General features: G+C 44.2%; 11 protein-coding genes and 1 pseudogene. 1 reads left to right on the forward strand and 11 read right to left on the reverse strand.

Features of this window, described 5'->3' with window-relative positions; translation table 11 throughout:
- A pseudogene (locus WC615_RS04555) lies at positions 1 to 688 on the forward strand (hypothetical protein); the annotation flags it as partial.
- Between the two features lie 128 nt (positions 689 to 816).
- On the opposite strand, the gene sprA reads toward WC615_RS04555, so the two are convergent.
- The 11 genes from sprA to WC615_RS04610 form a co-directional block, all read right to left on the reverse strand.
- Complete coding sequence (gene sprA, locus WC615_RS04560; protein ID WP_372976953.1) at positions 817 to 8,025, reverse strand: cell surface protein SprA; 7,209 nt, start codon at positions 8,023 to 8,025, stop codon at positions 817 to 819.
- 23 nt (positions 8,026 to 8,048) lie between these two features.
- Positions 8,049 to 8,633 carry a Holliday junction branch migration protein RuvA gene (ruvA, locus tag WC615_RS04565; protein WP_372976954.1) on the reverse strand — a complete coding sequence of 195 codons (585 nt, stop codon included), beginning with the start codon at positions 8,631 to 8,633 and terminating at the stop codon, positions 8,049 to 8,051.
- 7 nt (positions 8,634 to 8,640) lie between these two features.
- Positions 8,641 to 10,941 (reverse strand): NADP-dependent malic enzyme, encoded by a 2,301-nt coding sequence (locus WC615_RS04570; RefSeq protein WP_372976955.1) that lies wholly within the window; start codon positions 10,939 to 10,941, stop codon positions 8,641 to 8,643.
- A 107-nt stretch (positions 10,942 to 11,048) separates the two neighbouring features.
- The gene (locus tag WC615_RS04575; protein WP_372976956.1) at positions 11,049 to 12,296 is read right to left on the reverse strand and encodes a transglycosylase SLT domain-containing protein; all 1,248 of its coding nucleotides are present in this window, start codon (positions 12,294 to 12,296) and stop codon (positions 11,049 to 11,051) included.
- A gap of 60 nt (positions 12,297 to 12,356) precedes the next feature.
- Positions 12,357 to 13,781, reverse strand: coding sequence for an Asp-tRNA(Asn)/Glu-tRNA(Gln) amidotransferase subunit GatA (gatA, locus tag WC615_RS04580; RefSeq protein WP_372976957.1), 1,425 nt, complete (start codon positions 13,779 to 13,781; stop codon positions 12,357 to 12,359).
- Positions 13,782 to 13,885: 104 nt separating this feature from the next.
- Complete coding sequence (locus WC615_RS04585; RefSeq protein WP_191176852.1) at positions 13,886 to 14,071, reverse strand: twin-arginine translocase TatA/TatE family subunit; 186 nt, start codon at positions 14,069 to 14,071, stop codon at positions 13,886 to 13,888.
- A gap of 38 nt (positions 14,072 to 14,109) precedes the next feature.
- The gene (locus WC615_RS04590; protein ID WP_372976958.1) at positions 14,110 to 14,592 is read right to left on the reverse strand and encodes a twin-arginine translocase TatA/TatE family subunit; all 483 of its coding nucleotides are present in this window, start codon (positions 14,590 to 14,592) and stop codon (positions 14,110 to 14,112) included.
- 53 nt (positions 14,593 to 14,645) lie between these two features.
- The gene (locus WC615_RS04595) at positions 14,646 to 15,938 is read right to left on the reverse strand and encodes a murein hydrolase activator EnvC (protein WP_372976959.1); all 1,293 of its coding nucleotides are present in this window, start codon (positions 15,936 to 15,938) and stop codon (positions 14,646 to 14,648) included.
- Positions 15,939 to 15,954: 16 nt separating this feature from the next.
- Positions 15,955 to 16,755: a DUF4292 domain-containing protein gene (locus WC615_RS04600; RefSeq protein WP_372976960.1), complete on the reverse strand. Its 801-nt coding sequence runs from the start codon at positions 16,753 to 16,755 to the stop codon at positions 15,955 to 15,957.
- Positions 16,733 to 18,466, reverse strand: coding sequence for a tetratricopeptide repeat protein (locus WC615_RS04605; protein WP_372976961.1), 1,734 nt, complete (start codon positions 18,464 to 18,466; stop codon positions 16,733 to 16,735). The genes WC615_RS04600 and WC615_RS04605 overlap by 23 nt, the downstream gene beginning before the upstream one ends.
- 16 nt (positions 18,467 to 18,482) lie before the next feature.
- Complete coding sequence (locus WC615_RS04610; protein WP_372976962.1) at positions 18,483 to 19,985, reverse strand: oligosaccharide flippase family protein; 1,503 nt, start codon at positions 19,983 to 19,985, stop codon at positions 18,483 to 18,485.
- Positions 19,986 to 20,001: the final 16 nt, after the last annotated feature.

A 20,001-nucleotide genomic window follows, 5' to 3' on the forward strand; every position in this document is an offset into this window, starting at 1 on the left:
TAACAACATTTCCGGCCGGTTCCTCAACCTTACCAACCGTGCGGATAAGCTAAAAAAGAATAATATCGCTACAGCCAACCTTACCAGCTATTTTATGGGAAAGGCCAAACTCGATCTGCACTTTGTATTTAACCTTAACGATGCTACTTATAACTACGCTTACAAGGGGCACCTTGCGCCCATGAACATGAGCGATGTTAACCCGGTGCTGATGCCCCTCTCAATGGTTAAAATAACCGAGGGCAGGTTAACCAGCTTTGATTTTGATATACATAGCACGCAAAAGCTATCAAAAGGAACGGTATCTTTTTTATATAAGGGGCTAAAGGTTGATGTGTTGCGCCCGGATTACACCAGGAAAACCCTCATCAGCACCCTAGCTAACGCCGTGATTATAAAACACGACAACCCTGATGATGGCAACAATAAACCCCGGCTGGCCAATGTGGTTTACATCCGCCCGGCTAATTTCCCGTTCTTTAAAACGGTTTGGCATGTGCTGCTTAACGGCATCAAAAACTGCGCTGGCGTGGGCCCTGCCCAGGAGAAAAAACTTAGCCAGCAAGCCGACACCGATGATAAAAAGGAGCAGGAAAAAATCATCAAGAAAGCCGTAAAAGAAAAAGAGAAAGAGGACAAGAAGTTTAAAGAAGCTGTAGAGAAGAAAAAGGAAGGGAAGAAGGGATAATTGTAGCGCGCGTCATTGCGAGCGATAGCGTGGCAATCTTCGATATGCATCTCGCCTACTTTTCTATCGAAGATTGCCACGTCGCTACGCTCCTCGCAATGACGCGTGGTATAGGTTCGCGTATTATCTTACTGCAATAACAGCTTTAAATTAATACCAAAGTTGGTAAACGATGTATTAAACGACTGCGAAGTATAAGGCTTGGTAATGTTACTATCGTAAAACAGGTTAAGATTGAAACGCTGATTTATCACGTAATCAATAGAGGGACGCATGGTGATATTTTTTGCGCCCGATGACACTTCGGCCGCTGCTACATCGGCACGGTAAATAAGTGTTTTGTTATCACGCACAGCTACATCAAGTTTAAAGTTTATATCATTATCGGTACGGTTACCGGTGCCAAACAATCCCCACGGCATCCTGAAATTTTTAGGGCGATAGCCAAATCCAAAAACCAAAATGTTTTCTTCCTGCTGTGCCAGTTGGCTATTTAATAAACTCAGGTTTAATGAACGGGTTTTGCGGTATTCAAAGTTGGCCGTCATGCTGTTTTTGAAACGCACATCGGCACCCAGCAAGGGCACAAACTGCTCAAATATGGCCACCTGCGAAAACTGGTAGAAAGGCAGGAAATCATTATTGGCATCCCTCGAAATTGCCGCACCGTTGGCTTCCTGGTATTGCAACAAAGTAGTAAAACTACCCACAGTATATGATGACCTGTAGCCATGCTTCAGATCGAATGAATCGAAAAGATCTGTGAAGAATGGCAGCTTGCCTAAACCACCGTATGATATTTGCCAGTTTGGTATGGGTATTTTAGGGAACTGGTTTGTACTTACCGAGCCTGCATCCTTACCTGCATAAGCCGCCAGGAAAGCCGGCACCAATACGTTTTGCGCATTAGGGCCATAACCATCGGCAAAGCCGCCGGTTGTACCAGCCGAATTAGGGTTTGTTGGCCCCAGCCTTTGGGAAATAACAGAACGATTATCTAAAAACTTCTGGTACGTAGCCGAGGTATTATTTATCCCACCTGATTTTGAGAACGCAGTAGCAAGCGACATGTATGAGATACTATAAGTACCTGTTGTTACCGGGCTAAGGTTTTCAATGCTATTGGTGCTGGCCAGGTATTTAAAATTGGTTTGATAGTTACGATCCTGCGTTTTAAAGGCTATCAGTTCTATCCGCAGGTCGGCTATTGGCTCTATAATACTCCGCAGGCGGATATCCTCATTAAACGATTTTATATACAGCTGATTCTGCAGGGTATCTTTAGTGATCCATCCGTTTGCTACCGCTTTGGCGCGCAAATCTGCCTGGCTGCCCAGCAGAAAGCCGATACCCGGCGCATTGTAATTAACATCCTGCCCAAAAAAGTTTGATTCCGGCAGGTAACCCGGCAGGAAAGTTCCCTCGGTACGGGTGTACGTGCCGCTTATATTTTTTATCCCGGTTAATATCCCCAAAAAGAATTTAGCAGCGCCTGTTTTTTCATTCTTTCCTTTACGCAGTGCAGCAAACTTATTATAAAAGTTAGCGAAGTTAAGGTTAGGATTTAGCTGTATGGTACGCGCGTTCTGTATACTGTTACCTACATCATAAGTTGGATCGTTAATGGCAAATTCGGGTTGGGTTTGCCAGTTAAAGTTGGTGCTGTAACGCACGGTAAGGGCGGTCCAGTCCAACCCCGGTATTTTGTTTATCGGCGCGGTATAGTTCAGGTTAATGGTATGGTTATAGTTTGTGGTACGCCCCAGTTTCCAAAGGTTTTCCCAAAGGGTATCGCGCTTTAGGCCGTTTAAACGCCCCGCAGGCTCGTCCACAACCGATAGGTTAGTCGCGTCGATATCCAGCGTTAACCCTTTCGACAGGTTCCATCCTATCCCGTAAACCCGGGTTATATTAAAGTTTTTATTGAACGATGTAGGTATCGGGATAAAGTTATTCGGATCGTTATTACGCAGGGTGTTCTCCGAGTAGAAACGATCGAAACTAATACTGAAGTTTAACCGCGACGGCAGGATGCTGAAGTTAAAATCGCGTGCCAGGGCCAGCAGGTTACTTTTAATGATCTTGGCAAAAGGCGTATAATATTTTGGCTCCTTATTATAATTATAGCTTAATGCTACTCTGTATGTTTTAGAAAAATCGTTCTCCACATTAAAATCGTGGTGCTGATATTCGGTATAGGCATAAGTAGCCGCAAAGTTTTCAATATCCCACACATGCACCGGTGCCGATTGATTAATACGCTCTTTATGCACATTGGTAAAGTTGATGCTTTTACGCGTGGTAAAATCCTTTGTTACATTTTTTATCGAGTCGCGTGCCTGGCTGGTTGGCGCGTTGGCAAGTGATTTTTTCAGCTCCACATCTGGCGACCCGGGGTCATACTGCGGCGTACTTATCTGGGTTGATATGTTTACATAAGCAGGGATGCGGATACCGCTTTTCTCCGGGAAAAACTTACCCAGCTCCACACTGGCCGATGCATCGATAGACTGGTTATCGCTTCGATTACGATCGCCCACCCTTGAATCCAGCGTACCAAAACCAATGGTGCTTTTACTACCCGCTACGGTTATGTTGGCAAAATCGGCCAGGGCGGCATCTACCCTTGCTGTTGCGGCCCAGCCTCCCCGCTGGTCAAAATCAGTTAAGCGCAGTTCATCAAACCAAACCGTACCTGTTTTATTCAGTCCATCGTCGTTGCTTGCACCTGTGCCTTTTAGCGGGTTGCGCACACCCAGCATAATGGTACGCAGGCGGCTCAGATCGGGCTGCCCTTTAATGGTTACTTTATTAAGCCCGTCTGTATATACAAAAGGAATGGTGAACGGCCACGGTTGCCCGTTTAGTTTAGCGTTGTTACGTGCAAGTTTGGCATCAACCAACAATGAAAGTTGCAGGTCAAGTTCGTTACTGGCAGGCCATATAGCGCCGGGGTCGCGTGTGCCGGGTTGTGTTATAGCTAAAGGCACCTCGTATTCGTAATAGTTATCCTGGTAATCAACCCCCAGGCGTATAAAACCATTCAGGTCTTTATCTTTTAAATTTTCGCCTTCAGCATGTATAAACATCTGGATGCGCTTATATGCACGCAGGTCATTAAAGAAGGTACGGAACGCAGCCCGTGAGTAACCATCGCGCAGGTTGGCCACATTTAACGATAGCGATTGCTCGTTAAGCTTGGTATCTGTTTGCAGGTTATTGTAATTACGCTGGCGGTTAATACCCGGTGGCACTACATAAGGTATAGGTGTGCGGTTACCGTTCTCTTCAATATTAACGGCCTGCACGTCCAGGGTAGATCCGTCTATTACAGGGTTGGTGATGGCGGGGTCGGCAATTACGTTAAGCGGGTTATTCTCAATGTTAAAAGTACGCCATTCGCTGCGGGCCAGTTGCAGGGTGGCAAAACGCAAAACAGATGTATCGGCAAAATTGGTCATGAACATCCGCATAAACCTGATGGCTTTGAAATCCTGTATGTTCCCTACTTTGCTTTGGTAATCGGTTATCGGGATCCTGAACTGGTACCAGGTAACCGCCTCGGTGGTTCCGTTTGGCAACTTTACAGCAGTGGTAATTTTATCATTAATATAATTTTGCCCTATCACCATATCCTGCGGCCTTACGGATACTTTGTATTGAAAATACTCATCCGTTTGGCTCATGTTATTATCCCGGTTAATATCTTCCCCATCCGGCAATGATGTTGACGCCGATGTTTGGATGCCCAGTTCTGCCTGCGATTGTTCGGCAGTTTTAGAGTTACCCTCTGTACCATTATAGCGGCTATAGCGCTCTAATATCCCGGCACCGGCCTGGTCAAGTTCCCTGCCCTGGTAATAACGGTAATCATCCGATGATGGATCGGCGGCAAAAACGGCGGCTGCTTGTTGGTTTAGCTGGCCTTGCACTTGTTGTATAACAGGCGCAAATTTCACTTTTTCGCCGTCGTCATTCAGTCCGTCCAAACCAACATCCTGCAGCCTGCGCGAGTTTGGGTCGTTGTCAAAAGCATTAATAACCGGTTGTAGTTTTGATACGCGCCCCCAGTTGGTCTCGTCCACCTTATCGGCGGTTACACCATCAACCGGTAAAGCATTCTCCAGGCTTTTCCTGCCATCCTTTAATATATCTTCAGATACACTCCCCAGGTTAAAATACAGATCGCCCCCTGTTGAGTTTGGTTTATAAATAAACGGATCTAACATCCAAAACTCTATATATCCTACGTTTAACGATTCAAAATCGTTGGTTTCCAACTTGCGGAACATCCCTCCCCAGCGGTTCCTGGGGTTCTGCAATGTGCCATCATTATTAAGGCCTGTAGTGGTAAAGTTATAAGGCCCGCGCACGGTTGGGTAAAAAGCAAGGTTAAGGGTTGATAAGCTTAACGGCTGGCCGGTGGTTGATTGTTTATATGGAAACACCTCCTGCTCAATAACCTGCCTTACGTAATGGTTAGAAAGCTCATTACGCGATACATTAACAGAGCCCGAATTGGTGTAAAATATGGGGTCGATGTTATAAAAGGCCAGGCGGGCGCGGTTATAACCGTAGCTCAGGTCATCAAAATTGGCCGACTCGCCAAACATTTGTGGCGTGCCGGAGATTTGCCAGCTAATGGCGCTTTTTATATCAATAACAGAGCGGCTGTTCTCAAAGTCGTCCAGGTAAGAAGTACCATTTTTTGAGCCGGCAAAGTTCAATGCGCCGGGGCTGCCGGGAAGCAACTGGGCAAACTCGCCGCTAAAGTTGATGGTTGATGGCGCCTTGGTATGTATAAACGGCAGCTTATCAACCAAACGGGTTAAAAACCTTGATTGCGAACTGTAGTTGGCATCAAAACCCCAAATGGTGTTTGAGATGGATTCCTCGCCGGCAATTTCATTTTGCGTGATGGGCTGCTCTGTAAGGTGCATCATGGTTGCACCCAACGCCCATTTATCATTTAAATGATAATCAAGCCTGGTGCCGAACAACGATTTTTGCTGTACGCCAAAAAGCTCGTTATTCTCCAACTTAACATTAATGGTTTGGCCTGATGCCAGCAAAGCCTGGTTTAAGATACGGATACGGCCCGCACTGTAATCAATAGTATAATCGTTACCCTCCTGTAATTTTACCGAACCGGCCGTAACCACAACAGAGCCTTGCGGGATGTTAACCGCATTCAACTGGTACTCCGATCCGCTTTGCGAGGTGTAGGTACCCTTTATTAAATACCTGTTAAGCTTAGGAAAAAACTGCTGCGCGATAGTTTTGGTAGAATCATAAAGCGGCTGGTAAACATATCGGGCCACCAGGTCGGTCTCAGATGGGATAAACTGTTTAGCAAGGTCGCTACCAAAAGGCTCAAGTACCGGGAACATAATGCGACCGTTTTGCGAATCGATGGTGATACCTTCCAAAAAATCGAAATACCCATCCGGGCGTTTATCATTTTGCTGATCCAGGTTATCTACACCGGTAAGCTGCATCCAGCGTTTACTTTTAGTGTTCTGCCCCTCGTCCATAATGGTTTTCTCGATGCCCGATTTATCATCCAAACGGGATATGTTCAGCTTAAAGTTTGTTGAACTGATTTGATATGCGCCTAACGAATAGATGTTTTTCATCATCAGGTCCCAGGTTGGCAGGTCGGTTTTAAGCAGTTCGTTCTTTAATAACTTGGTGAATAAAACCGTTGGGGTGCCCGGGTCAACCGCCCTATCGCTCGAGAACTCACCCACCTGGTATTGCACACCATTTACGGTATACTGGTAGGCAACGGCCAAAACCTCATCGTTATTTAAAGGGTAGTTTAATGATATATAACCCAATTGCGGGTGCAGCGTAAACTCTTTATCGGTTAATTTACGGGCATAGGTAAGCTTGGCGTAGTTATCTGTAGCACGCGTGGTCCTGAAAAGATTGGCCACATCATTTGAATTGGTGTTACGTGCGGTAGCAGGCAAAATATTTAACAAATTGTTTGACTGCTGCGAAAAGCCCGGCCCTTTAAAGCCCGCCGGGTAGGCACTTGTACCGCCTGTTACAACCGAGGTATTGAAGGGTTTATTTTCGCCCAAATCTAAAAATGCCAGTATATCGCGCGAGTCGGTTGTAACGTTGGTACGGTTGGTTGTCCAAACCTCGATTTTTGTAATGTTGATATTAGAGCTGATAATAGGGATATTAGCCAGCGCCCTGTTATAATTATTACGGAAGTATTGCGATAAAAAAAAGTGTTTATTGCTTTCGTAGTCGGCAGCTGTGATGTTGATGCTTTGCTCCTGTGAGCCATTTTTTATGGTGATATTTTTTGCCTGCGACCGCTGTTGCGAGAAGATACTGGTTACATCAAGCTTGCCAAACTTCAGTTTTGTTTTAACACCAAACAAGGCCTGGCTGCCCGATATAAGCGTGGTATTTAATGGCATACTTACCGTACCGGCCTCTATCTTTTGGATGATCTCGTCGGGGTGACCGGTGTAATCAAGCTTTATCTGATTCTCAAACTGGAACTGTGCCTCGGTATTATAATTTGTGGTGATCTTTAACTTATCGCCAATATCACCGGTAACATTCAGTTGGATCCGCTGATCAAAGTTGAAGTTGAACTGGTTGCGCTGGCGGGTATTAAACAGCGGGTTCTCGTTTTTATTGATCTGCCCGGCCAGTATTACCTCTGCCGACCCCTGCGGGCGAATGTTGATATTTGAGCTGCCGAAGATCTGCTCAAATGTTTTGCTCCTTATCTTCATCTGCGGTATAAACCCCGGCTGTTGTGATTCATAAGCATAGTTATCTGCCAGTTGTTTAAAATATTCGCGCTTTACGCCCCTTTGCATCAGCATTAAATATTCGCCAAAGGTTAAATATTGTGGCGCGCGGTAAAGCAGATTACCTAACCGTTCATATAAAACATATTTATTTATAGCGGCATCATATTCAACTGTGCGTACCAATCCCGGAGGGTCGATAAAGAAAATCCCCTCGCGCTGCCTTTTGCTCATTGGCTCAGTTAAACTAATGGGGCCAAGTTTTTTACCGGTATCTGCCTTTGCTGTAACAGGTACTGTTTGCTGTGGCTTTGTTGTAGCCGGGCGCTGGCCGGGTTGTTGAAACTGGGTTTGCTGTTGCTGATTAGTTGTTTGCTGCGGTTGTTGCCCTGTACGTTGCTGATTGGGGAACTGTGATTGTTGCTGTGTAGGGAACTGCTGACCGGGTTGCGTAGGCTGAGCCGGTGTTTGTTGCGCGTATAACTTTCCCACCCCGCTTAAAGCAGATACAAAGAGTATAACTACAAAAAGCCTGGTAGTAAAATTTTTAATCAAGCGTGTTATTTATTGCAAAGTAATTATAAGGTTTTTAATGCAGATTTAATCAATTGTTCTACAGTTAAAACCCCTGTATTTTTAGCTATTTCCAGCTCCAATACTTTCTCTGCAACGTTACGAACAAATCCAAGCATTACAAGGGCAGAAAGAGCTTCATCTTTTGCCGTTTTTAACCCTGGCATTACAGTAAGCGTATCAGGGCCTTCTTTTTTAAGCTTGTCTTGCAGTTCTAAAATCACACGCTGGGCCGACTTTGGGCCTATCCCTTTTATTCTTTGTATGGCTGCCACATTTCCCTGCACAATAGCCGCCTGTATCTCGGCAGGGGTTATAGACGACAACATCATACGCCCGGTATTTGGCCCTATGCCTGATATAGAGATCAGGTGCATAAAAAGTCTGCGCTCGCCCTCGCTGGCAAAGCCATATAGGGTGTGTGCATCCTCTTTTACGTGCAGCCAAACAAAAAGTTTGCACCGCTCGCCCTCGGGTAATTGCGAGTAGGTGTTTAATGATATATTAATATGATAGCCAACGCCGCCGGCATCTATTATTACATGCGCCGCGCCTTTAAAGGCAAGTTTACCATCAATATAATCGTACATCAGTTGTTTATTTTTTAGCTTTTGATGGTTTGGCTTCAGCGCACTTTACCTGCGCATCTATTACCGCAATGGTAACCATGTTCACTATCTCGCGAACAGAACTGCCTAATTGTAATACGTGCACCGGTTTTTTCATACCCAGCAAAATAGGACCTACAGCCTCGGCGCCGCCAATTTCCTGTAATAATTTATAGGCAATATTACCTGATGCCAGCCCCGGGAATATTAATGTATTTGCAGGTTTGCCATTTAGGGTAGAGAACGGGAAGTTATCAGCTAACAATGATGAGTTTAATGCAAAGTTAGCCTGCATTTCGCCATCTACAACCATATCCGGGTATTTTTCATGAAGGATACGTACCGTTTCCCTGGTTTTTTCGGGTATATCGCCGTTGTTTGAGCCAAAGTTAGAATAAGACAATACGGCTATACGCGGCTGTATGTTCAACTGTTTTATAGAACGATCCATCAACACAGTAATATCTACCAGTTCCTGCGCCGATGGGTTTACATTTACGGTGGTGTCACCAAAAAACACAGGGCCTTTTTCGGTTATCATCAGGTACATACCAGCCACACGGTTTACACCGGCTTCGGTACCTATTATCTGCAAAGCCGGTTTAATGGTGGTTGCATAATCTTTGGTTAAACCCGATATTAAGGCATCTGCTTCGCCAAAGTGGATCATGCAAGCGCCGTAATAGTTACGGTCAACCATCATTAGTTTTTTGGCTTCGAACAAGGTTACCCCTTTACGCTGGCGTTTTTTGAACAGGAATTGTGCAAACTCAAGCGTGCGCTCGGTCTCAATTCTTGGATCGATGATCTGTACATCGCCCAAATCAAGCTCGTTCTCGCGCATAATGCTCCTTATTCTTTCGGCATTACCCAATAAAATTGGGGTTGCAATACCCTCGTCCTTCACAATTTGTGCGGCACGCAGTATTTTATAAGTATCCGCCTCTGCAAATACTACACGTTTAGGGTTCTGTTTAGCCTTGTTTGTAATATCGCGCAGCAACTTGTTGTTGGTGCCTAAGCGTGACAACAACTCCTCGTTATAAGCATCCCAATCGGTGATGGTTTTGCGGGCAACGCCCGAATCGATAGCCGCTTTTGCAACCGCCGAAGACACCTCTGTGATGAGGCGCTGATCCATAGGTTTGGGGATAATGTAATCGCGGCCAAACTTTAAGTTGGTAATATTATATGCTAAGTTAACAGCTTCGGGTACCGGCTTTTTAGCCATCTCGGCAATTGCTTTTACTGCCGCTATCTTCATTTCTTCGTTTATCGCAGTAGCCCTTACATCAAGCGCCCCACGGAAAATGTACGGGAAACCCAATACGTTGTTCACCTGGTTAGGGTAATCGGAACGGCCGGTAGCCATAATAATATCCTTACGTGCGGCTGTAGCCAAATCGTAGGTTATTTCTGGCTCGGGGTTGGCCATAGCAAAAACAATTGGGTTTTTAGCCATGCTTACCAGCATTGCCGGTGTAACCACATTACCTGCCGACAGGCCAACAAATACGTCGGCATTTTTCATTGCATCGGCAAGGGTGGTAATATCTTTACGGTTTGTGGCGAATTGCAGGCGCATTTCATCCAGGTCGGTACGCTCGGGCGTCAATAACCCGTTAATGTCAAACATTACCAGGTTCTCTTTTTTAACCCCAAGCGAAAGGTACATTTTTGTACATGAAACAGCTGCCGCGCCGGCGCCGTTCACAACCAGCTTTATTTTATCAAGTTTTTTACCCTGTATCTCGCAGGCATTCATCAATGCCGCGCCCGATATGATGGCCGTACCGTGCTGGTCATCGTGCATCACCGGAATCTTCATTTCGGCCTTTAGCCTGCGCTCAATTTCAAAGCAGGTTGGGGCAGATATATCTTCGAGGTTGATACCCCCGAATGTTGGCTCAAGCGCTTTTACAATATTTACAAATTCATCAACCGTTTTGGCGTTTATCTCCAGGTCGAACACATCAATATCCGCATAGATCTTAAACAGAAGGCCTTTACCCTCCATAACAGGCTTACTGGCTTCAGGGCCAATATTACCCAGGCCAAGCACCGCGGTACCGTTACTGATAACAGCTACCAGGTTGCCCTTTGCCGTGTATTTATATACATCTTCAACATTTTCAGCAATACGCAGGCATGGCTCGGCAACACCCGGCGAATAAGCTAAAGTTAAGTCGCGTTGAGAATTGGTAGGCTTTGTTGGTACTACCTGTATTTTACCGGGACGGCCTTTTGAGTGATAGTTTAAAGCGTCCTGTTTACGATTGGGTTTGTTCATGGTCTCAATAATTCAAGCCCCCAAAATTACAATTAGTTTTCCTGAAGTGGCTAATAAAAAAAGCCCGGTTTCGAAATACATCAAAACCGGGCTTCACAAAAATATCTTTATCCCCTGCCTATATTAACAGCTAAACCTGGCAATAGCGGCAGTGTTGCATTATTACCCAGGGCCCTGTTCCATTGCATCAACTGCTCAACCTTTACGCCATACATAGTAGCAATACTGGTAAGTGTTTCGCCCTTTTTTGTAGTATGGATAGTTGGGGCAACCACTTTGCCATCAACAACAGCCTGCACGGCCATTACCGGCGGTTTAATTGGTATTGGCGGCGGTGGCGGCACAATTGACACATATTGTATTGGCCTAAGCACCGGTATAGGCGCATTTAAATCGGCTATGGCATTGCGCAAAATATTATCGCGCTCTTTATCAATTTTAGGAATAACTATGCGGCGCGGAATGGCGGCTGTACCGTTTACCAATTGTTGCCTGTATGATGGGTTCAACGTACAAACATCCTTTAACGGCATGCCCAGTGCCTGCGCTACCCGGTTTAGCGATACAAACTTGTTCACCATAATGGTATCGGTAACAATAGCTAAATTGCCCGTTTGCGGCACTATGTAATGGTATTTGTGATACTTCATCACATAGTTTATGGCGATAAATGCAGGCACATAACCACGTGTTTCGGCAGGCAGCAGTTCGCGGATAGACCAGTAATCGTGCGTGCCGGTTTGCTCAAGCGCGTGCAATACGTTGCTTTTACCGCAGTTGTATGATGCTATGGCCAGCAGCCAATCGCCAAATTGCAGGTAGGCATCCTTTAGATATGCGGCGGCGGCGGCGCTTGCCTGGATAGGGTCGCGGCGGTCGTCAACATAATCGGTCATGCTAAGGCCATAGATCTTGGCTGTTTCTGACATGAACTGCCATGGCCCTGCTGCCCCTACCCTCGAAATCGCATTCGGGTTAAGTGCAGACTCTACTATCGACAGGTATTTGATCTCATCGGGGATGCCTGCATCGTGAAACGCCTTCTCATAAATAGGGAAGTAATATCTTGATAAGCCCAGCATACGGCCCATTTCATCGCGGCGGCGCATATAATTGTCTATATAAGCCTGTACATAGCCATTATAATCTAAAGGCACTTCGTGCTGTATAGAATCGAGCCTGCGTTTAAAAATGTTGTTCTGGTAAATAGATACCGGTGCCTGTATAACAGGCAAAAGCACGTTGGTATCTTGCTGCACTATCTCTGCCGGTGCCATATTAAACACGGCTTTGGTATCTGCTTTAACTATTTGTATAAATAATGCACAAATAATAAAAGGAAACAGTTTCTTCATACTTTAGGGTAAACTCTCAAAAAAAGTTTTCTGACAATTATTTACTAATATATTAAATAATTATAGCTGCATGAAATATTCGGAAAAATTAAGCAGCGCCTGCTCGTCGAAACTTTTAGTTAATAATTGTAACCCTAACGGCAAACCTTTACTGTTATTGCCTGCCGGAAGCGAAATGGCAGGCATCCCCACCAACGAGGCCTGCACTGTAAAAATATCGTGCAGGTAGGTAACCACAGGGTCTTTTTCTTTTACACCAAGTGCAAAGGCAGGTTCTGGCGCCGTGGGTGTCAATATAAAATCAAAGTCTTTTAAAATCTCGTTGGTTTTGTTCTGGATAAGCCTGCGTACTTTTTGGGCTTTGGCATAATACGCATCGTAATACCCGGCGCTTAGTACAAACGTACCCAGCATTATGCGGCGTTTTACTTCTTTACCAAATCCTTCGGACCGGCTCAGTTTATACGTCGATTGCAGATCGGTAGCATTGGGGCTGCGGTACCCGTAGTGTACACCATCGTACCGGGCAAGGTTTGACGAAGCCTCGGCCATGGCCAATATATAATAGGTTGGAACAAGATATTCCAGGTACTCAAATGTTATAGGCTTTACCGTGTGGCCATCGGCACGCAGTTTTTCTATGTAAGTTGTAAGGGTGGCTTTTACATCCGCGTCAACGCCCGGGCTTGATAAAGCTTCCTGCAAATACGCAATATTCTTTTTGCCTGTTTCTTTCTTGAGATCGGCAGATGCAGGTACAGCATGTTGCGACAGGGTGCTGTCGTATTCATCTACACCGGCTAAAACTTCCAGCAGTAATGCCGCGTCGGATACCGATTTTGTTACCGGCCCTACCTGGTCAAATGACGAGGCGTAGCTGATTACACCATGGCGCGAGATACGGCCATAAGTTGGCTTTAGGCCAATAACTCCACAAAACGATGCGGGTTGCCTTACCGAACCACCTGTATCTGTACCGAGAGCGGCATGGCACATGCCGGCTTGCACCGCCACTGCCGAGCCTCCCGATGAACCACCCGAAACACGGGTTACATCAGCATAGTTTTTTACCGGGCCAAAAAACGAATTTTCGTTAGCGGCACCCATAGCAAATTCATCACAGTTACAACGGCCAATAATAATGGCATCCTGCGCAAGCAAGCGCTCAACAACGGTTGCTGAATATATAGATGTAAAATTTTCTAAAATTTTGGATGATGCGGAAACCTTGTGCCCTTTATAGCAGATGTTATCTTTAATAGCGATAACCATCCCGGCAAGCTTACCGGCAGTGCCGTTGCTAATGCGTGCATCAATTTGTTTTGCAGAGGCAAGTGCCTCATCTTCAAAAACCTCGTTAAAAACGTTTAAATGTGTGTTCGTTTTTATCTGCTGAAGGTAACCTTTTACCAAGCTTTCAGCCGTGATCTCCCCACTTTTCAACCCGCTCTTAATTTCTATATAAGAGGTATAGTTTTTAGCCATGGGCCTAAAATAAAAAACTTATCCGTTGAAGCATAACTATTTCAACAGATAAGTTTATACGTTTAAACAGCTAAAGCTTAGCTGTACAATAAAAGGGCAGAAAATTAAACCTTGGTTTTATCTTCTGTAGTAGTAGTATTTGCAGTATTGCTTTCACCGTTCTGCGCGTCTTTAAATTCTTTAACGCCCCTGCCTAATCCTTTCATTAGTTCAGGAATTTTTTTACCGCCGAACATAATTAATATTGCAACGATGATCAGAATGATTTCTGGTGCGCCTAATCCACCCATGATTTTTAAGTTTTATGTTATGTTAAATATTTTTGTTGTTATTTATATTCTTCTTCATTAGTTTTTTTAACCGGTGCCTCTTCCGTTTTGGTTAAGTTGATAGGGCTGTGAGCCTTTTCTTCCTCTACATGCTTTACTTCTGCATTATGCTCATAAGTAGCATCTTCTGCAGTTTTAGCAGCTTCCGGTTCTTCAATAGCATCAGTACCTGCAACATACCCCTTATACGCAGCTATGGTACCTTCTACCGGTTCATAAGTATGCTCCGGCTCGGTAGTTGCTGGTATTTCAGCCTCAACTTCTTCCTTTTTTTCGGGTTTCTTTTCTTCGTAATTGTTTATCTGGTTATTTATTTCGCGTTTAACATCCTCTGATGCATCCTTAAAATCGCGGATACCTTTTCCCAATCCACGCGCAAGCTCAGGCAGCTTATTGCCACCAAAAAGCATTAGTGCAGCAAACAAGATCAAAATCATCTCGCCGCTACCTATGTTTAAAAATAAAAGCACTGAACTTAACATCTCTTATAAATTAAGGTTACAAATATAAACAATTAGTACTATAAGGTTTAAAATCAATTTGGTGCAAGCCACATTTTAGGATCCACCGAATCCCTGCCCTTGTTGATAGAGAATATGATAGTTGCATCGCCGGATAACTGATCAAGCGCTGCAGTACCAATAGTTTGTTTGGTACTTACTTTTTGCCCTTTAGTAACGTTAACCGTTCTTAAATTCTGGTAAGATGTAAAGTACTCCCCATGTATAATGATCACCAAATAACTACCGCCTAAATCAACAATGGTTTTCACTGTTCCGTCAAATACGGCCCTTACCGGTGCTCCATTATTGGTCCTTATCTCGTACCCGGTATTATCAATGCTTATACCATCTTCTTTATAGCTACCAAATCCATGAATTAACTGGCCTGTTGCTACCGGCCATGGCAAACGCCCCCTGTTGCCTAAAAAGTCGTTAGACAGTTTAGCCGCTTCAGGTGTCGAGTTCAATATCTCGCTTGTTGTCGAGTTTTTGGTTATCGCTTTTTTGGTTGGGGCAACCACCTCACGGTTTTCGGCCTTCGCTTTCGCGGCGGCTATGCGGGCCCTTTCCTTCTCCTCTGCTTCGGCCTTGCGCCTTAACTCTTCAATTTCTCGCCTTATCGTATTCTGTATCGCGCGGTTGGCCGCTGCTATCCTTTTACGTACGTCTTTTTGCTGCTGCTTTAACTCTCCCTGATGTTTAGACAGGTCGGTAATTACTTTTACCTGGTTATTTTTAGCTTTTCCTAACTCTTCTTTCTCTTTTTCCTGGCTTTGCAGCAGGTCGCTTTTCTCTTTTTTGTTCTTATCCAGCTCAACTATCTTAACATGCAGGTCTTTTTGTGTGCCCTGTATATAACCGGCCTGCCGCTCGCGATAAGTGCCAAATTGCTGTAAATACTTTAAACGCCTGTATGCCTGGTTAAAGTCTTTTGATGCAAAAATAAACATCAGTTTATTGTAGGCACTTTGGTTACGATAAGCAAAAAGCACCATGCCTGCGTATTCTTTTTTAAGCTGGTCTAACTGGCTTTGTAAACTACGTACGGTATTATTGCTCTCAGAGATTTGATTATCTAAGTTTCTTACTTCTGAATTGATATTGGTTATCTTTTCTTCGCGCAGGTTTATCTGCGCTTTAAGTATGTTAAGCTGTTTTAATGATACTTTTTTATTGCTTGCTGTTTCCTGGTACTCGCGGTTAAGTTGTTCTAACTCATCGGTTAACTTATCGCGCCTGCGTTTAAGCTCGGCACTGCTTTGTGCAAAAACACCGGTAGCTGCAAATACGCAAACAAGAAATAATGCGGCTCTAAAAAATTTCATTCACCAAAAATATAATTTAATTAGCAGGTTCGTAACTTTTTGGGATACTAAAAGGATAATCGAGTTGCTTATCAAACTCGGCCTGTGTATAACGCAGGTTTAACCGGATCTTTTTATCGCCCGCTGTTGATGAAATATCTATCTGCGAGGGCATAACCCGGTTATCGGCCTGTATAAAAACATTATTGGCCACTTGTAATGATTTGCCACCAAACTGGTTTGACAGGTTGGTTTGCGTAACTTTCATATCCGGGCCCAATAAAAGCTTGTATACCAGATCCTGTAAAGTGCCGCTTAGCACAGTATTATTACCATCTGCGTCAAAATCAGGCTTGCTGTTAAGCACCTCGGGGATGGCATTGCCAACCAGTAAAGCCTGCAGCGTTTTAAAGGTAATTTGCCTGCTTGCATAGGTGTACACATAACTAAACGGTTTCTTAAGATAAACACTTTGCAACCGGTTCACCACAATAATACTATCGGGCGTGATTTGCGCGCGGGCAACTTCAATACCTATAATAGCGGTTACCGAGATCCAGATCTTTTGGTCGCGCGCTACGCGGATGTTTAGCGTAACATCATTACTGTTGCCGTTGATATCTAATTTGGTTTTTGCTTTGCCCGAGAAGGTATTAAACGAAACCTGTTTTGACTGGATAGCTGCCAACCTTGCACGAATGCTGTTCTCTTTATTAATAGCGGCAGAATCTACTGCGGTGGTAGGGCGGTTTACAACAACCAGCTTTTTCGACTTACAGGCAACCAGTGCCATGAGGCAAAAAACAACGGCTATTTTATTCAGAATATTTCTTTTCATTTATCTTTCGTTCTAAAACCGGCGACTTGCCACCCTGCGTTTTTGCTTTTGTCCAGTTTTGCAGGGCACCTTCGGTATCTCCTAAAAAAAACAGGATGTCGCCATAATGTTCTGTTTTTGTGGCGCTGGCCCCTTTATCATGTTGGAGCGATTTTTCTATCCAAAGTTTAGCTTCGGTATATTTTTTCTGCTTAAACAGGATCCAGGCGTACGTATCTTCAAACGATGCCGTGTTGGGCTGCAGGTCGGTGCTATGCTTTGACATTTGCGCCGCGTTTTCTAAGCGTTCATTCCTTAACGACAAATAGTAGGCATAATTGTTCAGCGTAAAAGCATTATCGGGGTTTATGGCGATGGCTTTTTCGTATGCACTATCCGAGTTTTTATTATCGCCAAGCGAGTGGTAACAATCTCCCAGGGCCGAAAAACTTTGCGAAAGCAGGTCTTTGTCCTGCGTTTCTAAGACGGTTGCCGTGCGTAAATAGGATATAGCTTTGTTATAATCGCGTTTTTGCTGCCAGGCCAAGCCCACCATATAGTTCATCCATGCCTGGTTAGGGAAAAACGAGAGTGAGTTTTCTCCATCCTTAATGGCTGCGTCCAGGTCGTTTTCGCCAAGGTCTATCCGTACCAGTTGCTCCTGCACGCTATAGGCCTGGTTATCTAAACTAATGGCTTTTTTATAGGCTGTTTTGGCATCACTTATTTTTTCGCTTTGCAGCAGCATATCGCCATATATGGCAAATGCCTTGCTTTCGGCCGGATGCGCAACGGTGAGGATGCGGCTTAGTTCAAGCGCGCTGGCCTTTGCGTTTGCATCTGGAAATTTGGGCACATAGCCCAAAATTATCCTGATTTTTTGATCGATGTCCAGATCGGGAATGGCAAAGGCTGCTATCAATTCGTCATAACTTGCCTCAATGTTGTTTTTTTCGCGGTAGATATCTGACAGTGCTAAATGTATCAACCCGTTTTTCGGATCGAGCGCTTTTGCTTTTTGCAATACCGCAAGTGCTTTATCATTTAAATTATTGGTGTTGTATATCTCGGCCTGCATCAGGTAATATTTTACCTGTAATGGGTTAACCATTATTAATTCATCAAGCGCCGAAATAGCTTTCTTGATATTCCCCTGCCTGATGTAGATCTTTTGGCGGTTAAGCAGCAGGTCTTCGCTTGGGCCGGCAAGTTCTTCTACCTTATCATACATGACCAGGGCCTCGTCATACCTTTTTTGGATGAACAGGGCGTTGGCCTTATCGTAATAGTAGTCGGGCTTACTTGGGTCAAGGCGGATAAGTTCGTTAAAAACATTCTCCAGCTTATCCAGGTCGTTGCTTTTTTCGTAGCTGCCGGCAAGGGCTATCCAGTACCACTCGTTATTTGGGTTTACGGTAACTGCCCGCTCCAGCAGGTTTTGCATAACCGGGTAGTTGTTCTGCGCTTTCTCCAGGTTAGCCAGCTCAAACATAGTGGCATCATTGGTAGGGTCTATCTGCAAAATGCGGTTAAAAAGCTCGGCAGCCAGTTTGGTGTTCTCGACCGTTTTTTCGCGCAGGGCCGAAAAGAAGAGTTGTTTTACCATACCGCTATCGGCGGCTGTCATGGGTTTTGCGGCAATTACTATGGCACTATTAGCCTTCCCCGGCTTGTTTTGCGCCAGGCAGGTAAATGATAGCCCTGTAAGTAAGATGGCCGCCGCTAATTTCATTATGTCCCCGATGTTTTTATCTGTTAAAGATAGCTTTTAGTTCTTTGCGTTCGGTATACAATGCTCCCAATCCAAACAGAATTAACAAGCCGTTACCTATAAATATATTGCGCTTAAACACGCTGAACGATAAATAAACGAGTACGGCTGAGATAATTATATAAGCAAGGTTCTTTTTAATATTATAAGGTATAGGATAATTTTTTTGCCCCCAGATGTATGATAACATCATCATACTGGCATACGCGGTTAATGAGATCCAAGCCGAAGCTATGTACCCATAATAAGGGATAAAAATAATGTTAAGCACTATGGTAAGCAAAGCCCCTATGCCAGATATGTATAACCCATATTTGGTTTGATCGGTAAGTTTATACCAAACAGATAAGTTCATATAAATACCCAGACTTACATAACCAAACAACAATACAGGAACCACTTGTATGCCTGACCAATATAAATTAGTTTGCTCTGCATCCTTACCCTTTATAAAATATTTCAGCAGTTGAATATTTGCTACCAGTGCCACGAATATCAGGCATACGGCAATTATAAAGTATGTCATGATACGTGCGTAGGTTTGCGTTGCATTTTTATTTTTAGCATGGCTAAAAAAGAAAGGTTCGGCTCCAAGCCTAAATGCATTTACAAAAATGCTAAGGAAGATAGATATTTTAGCGCAGGCTGAATATATACCAACCTGTGTAGCGCTTACATCTTCGGGTAATAGTTTACCTAATAAAATTTTATCAAGATTTTCATTTACCAGGTATGAGAAGTTGGCTATCAGAACCGGCCAGCTATATATCAGCATTTCGGCAAAAAGTGCGCGGTTAAATTTCGGCCTCAGCTGTAACAACTCGGGCATCAGCATTAAAAAGGTAGCAATACTGGCAATTAAATTTGACAAGAAAACGTAGCCCAGCCACCCCTTTATGAACCATGGGGTAATAAGATTAACACCCGGTAAGTTATGCTTTATGATAAACGGGACAGCGTATATAAAAAACAGGTTTAACCCAACAAATATTACTACGTTAGCCAGTTTTATAAGACCATAACGCCCCGGACGGCCATCGGCACGTACCTTCGCAAAAGGTATCACGCACAGGGCATCAAAAATTAAAATACCAATAAAATATTTGGTGTATAATATGTACTGATCTACTGGCGTGGTATTATCAACGCGGATCCAATTGGTTATGCTGCCCGCAAAAGGGAAGGTAAGCAGGAAAAACAATACCGCTATACTTAATATTGCCCCGAATGTATTATTGTAAACCGCCTGTTTGTTATCAGCATGTTTATTCAAATACCTGAAATAAGTTGTTTCCATACCAAATGCCAGCAAGGCATTAAGCATAGAAGCATAACTAAACATATTGCCAAAAATCCCGTAGGTTTTGGTGGCGTAAGTGCGGGTGTATATCGGGGTCAGAAAAAAACCAAGTACCCTACCGGCTATGGTACTTACACCATACAGTGCGGTTTGCCCGGCAAATTTTTTAGCAGTTGACAATCAGAGAGAGGATAAA

Origin of the sequence: Mucilaginibacter sp. (genome assembly GCF_041663085.1) — a bacterium.
Lineage (GTDB): Bacteria > Bacteroidota > Bacteroidia > Sphingobacteriales > Sphingobacteriaceae > Mucilaginibacter.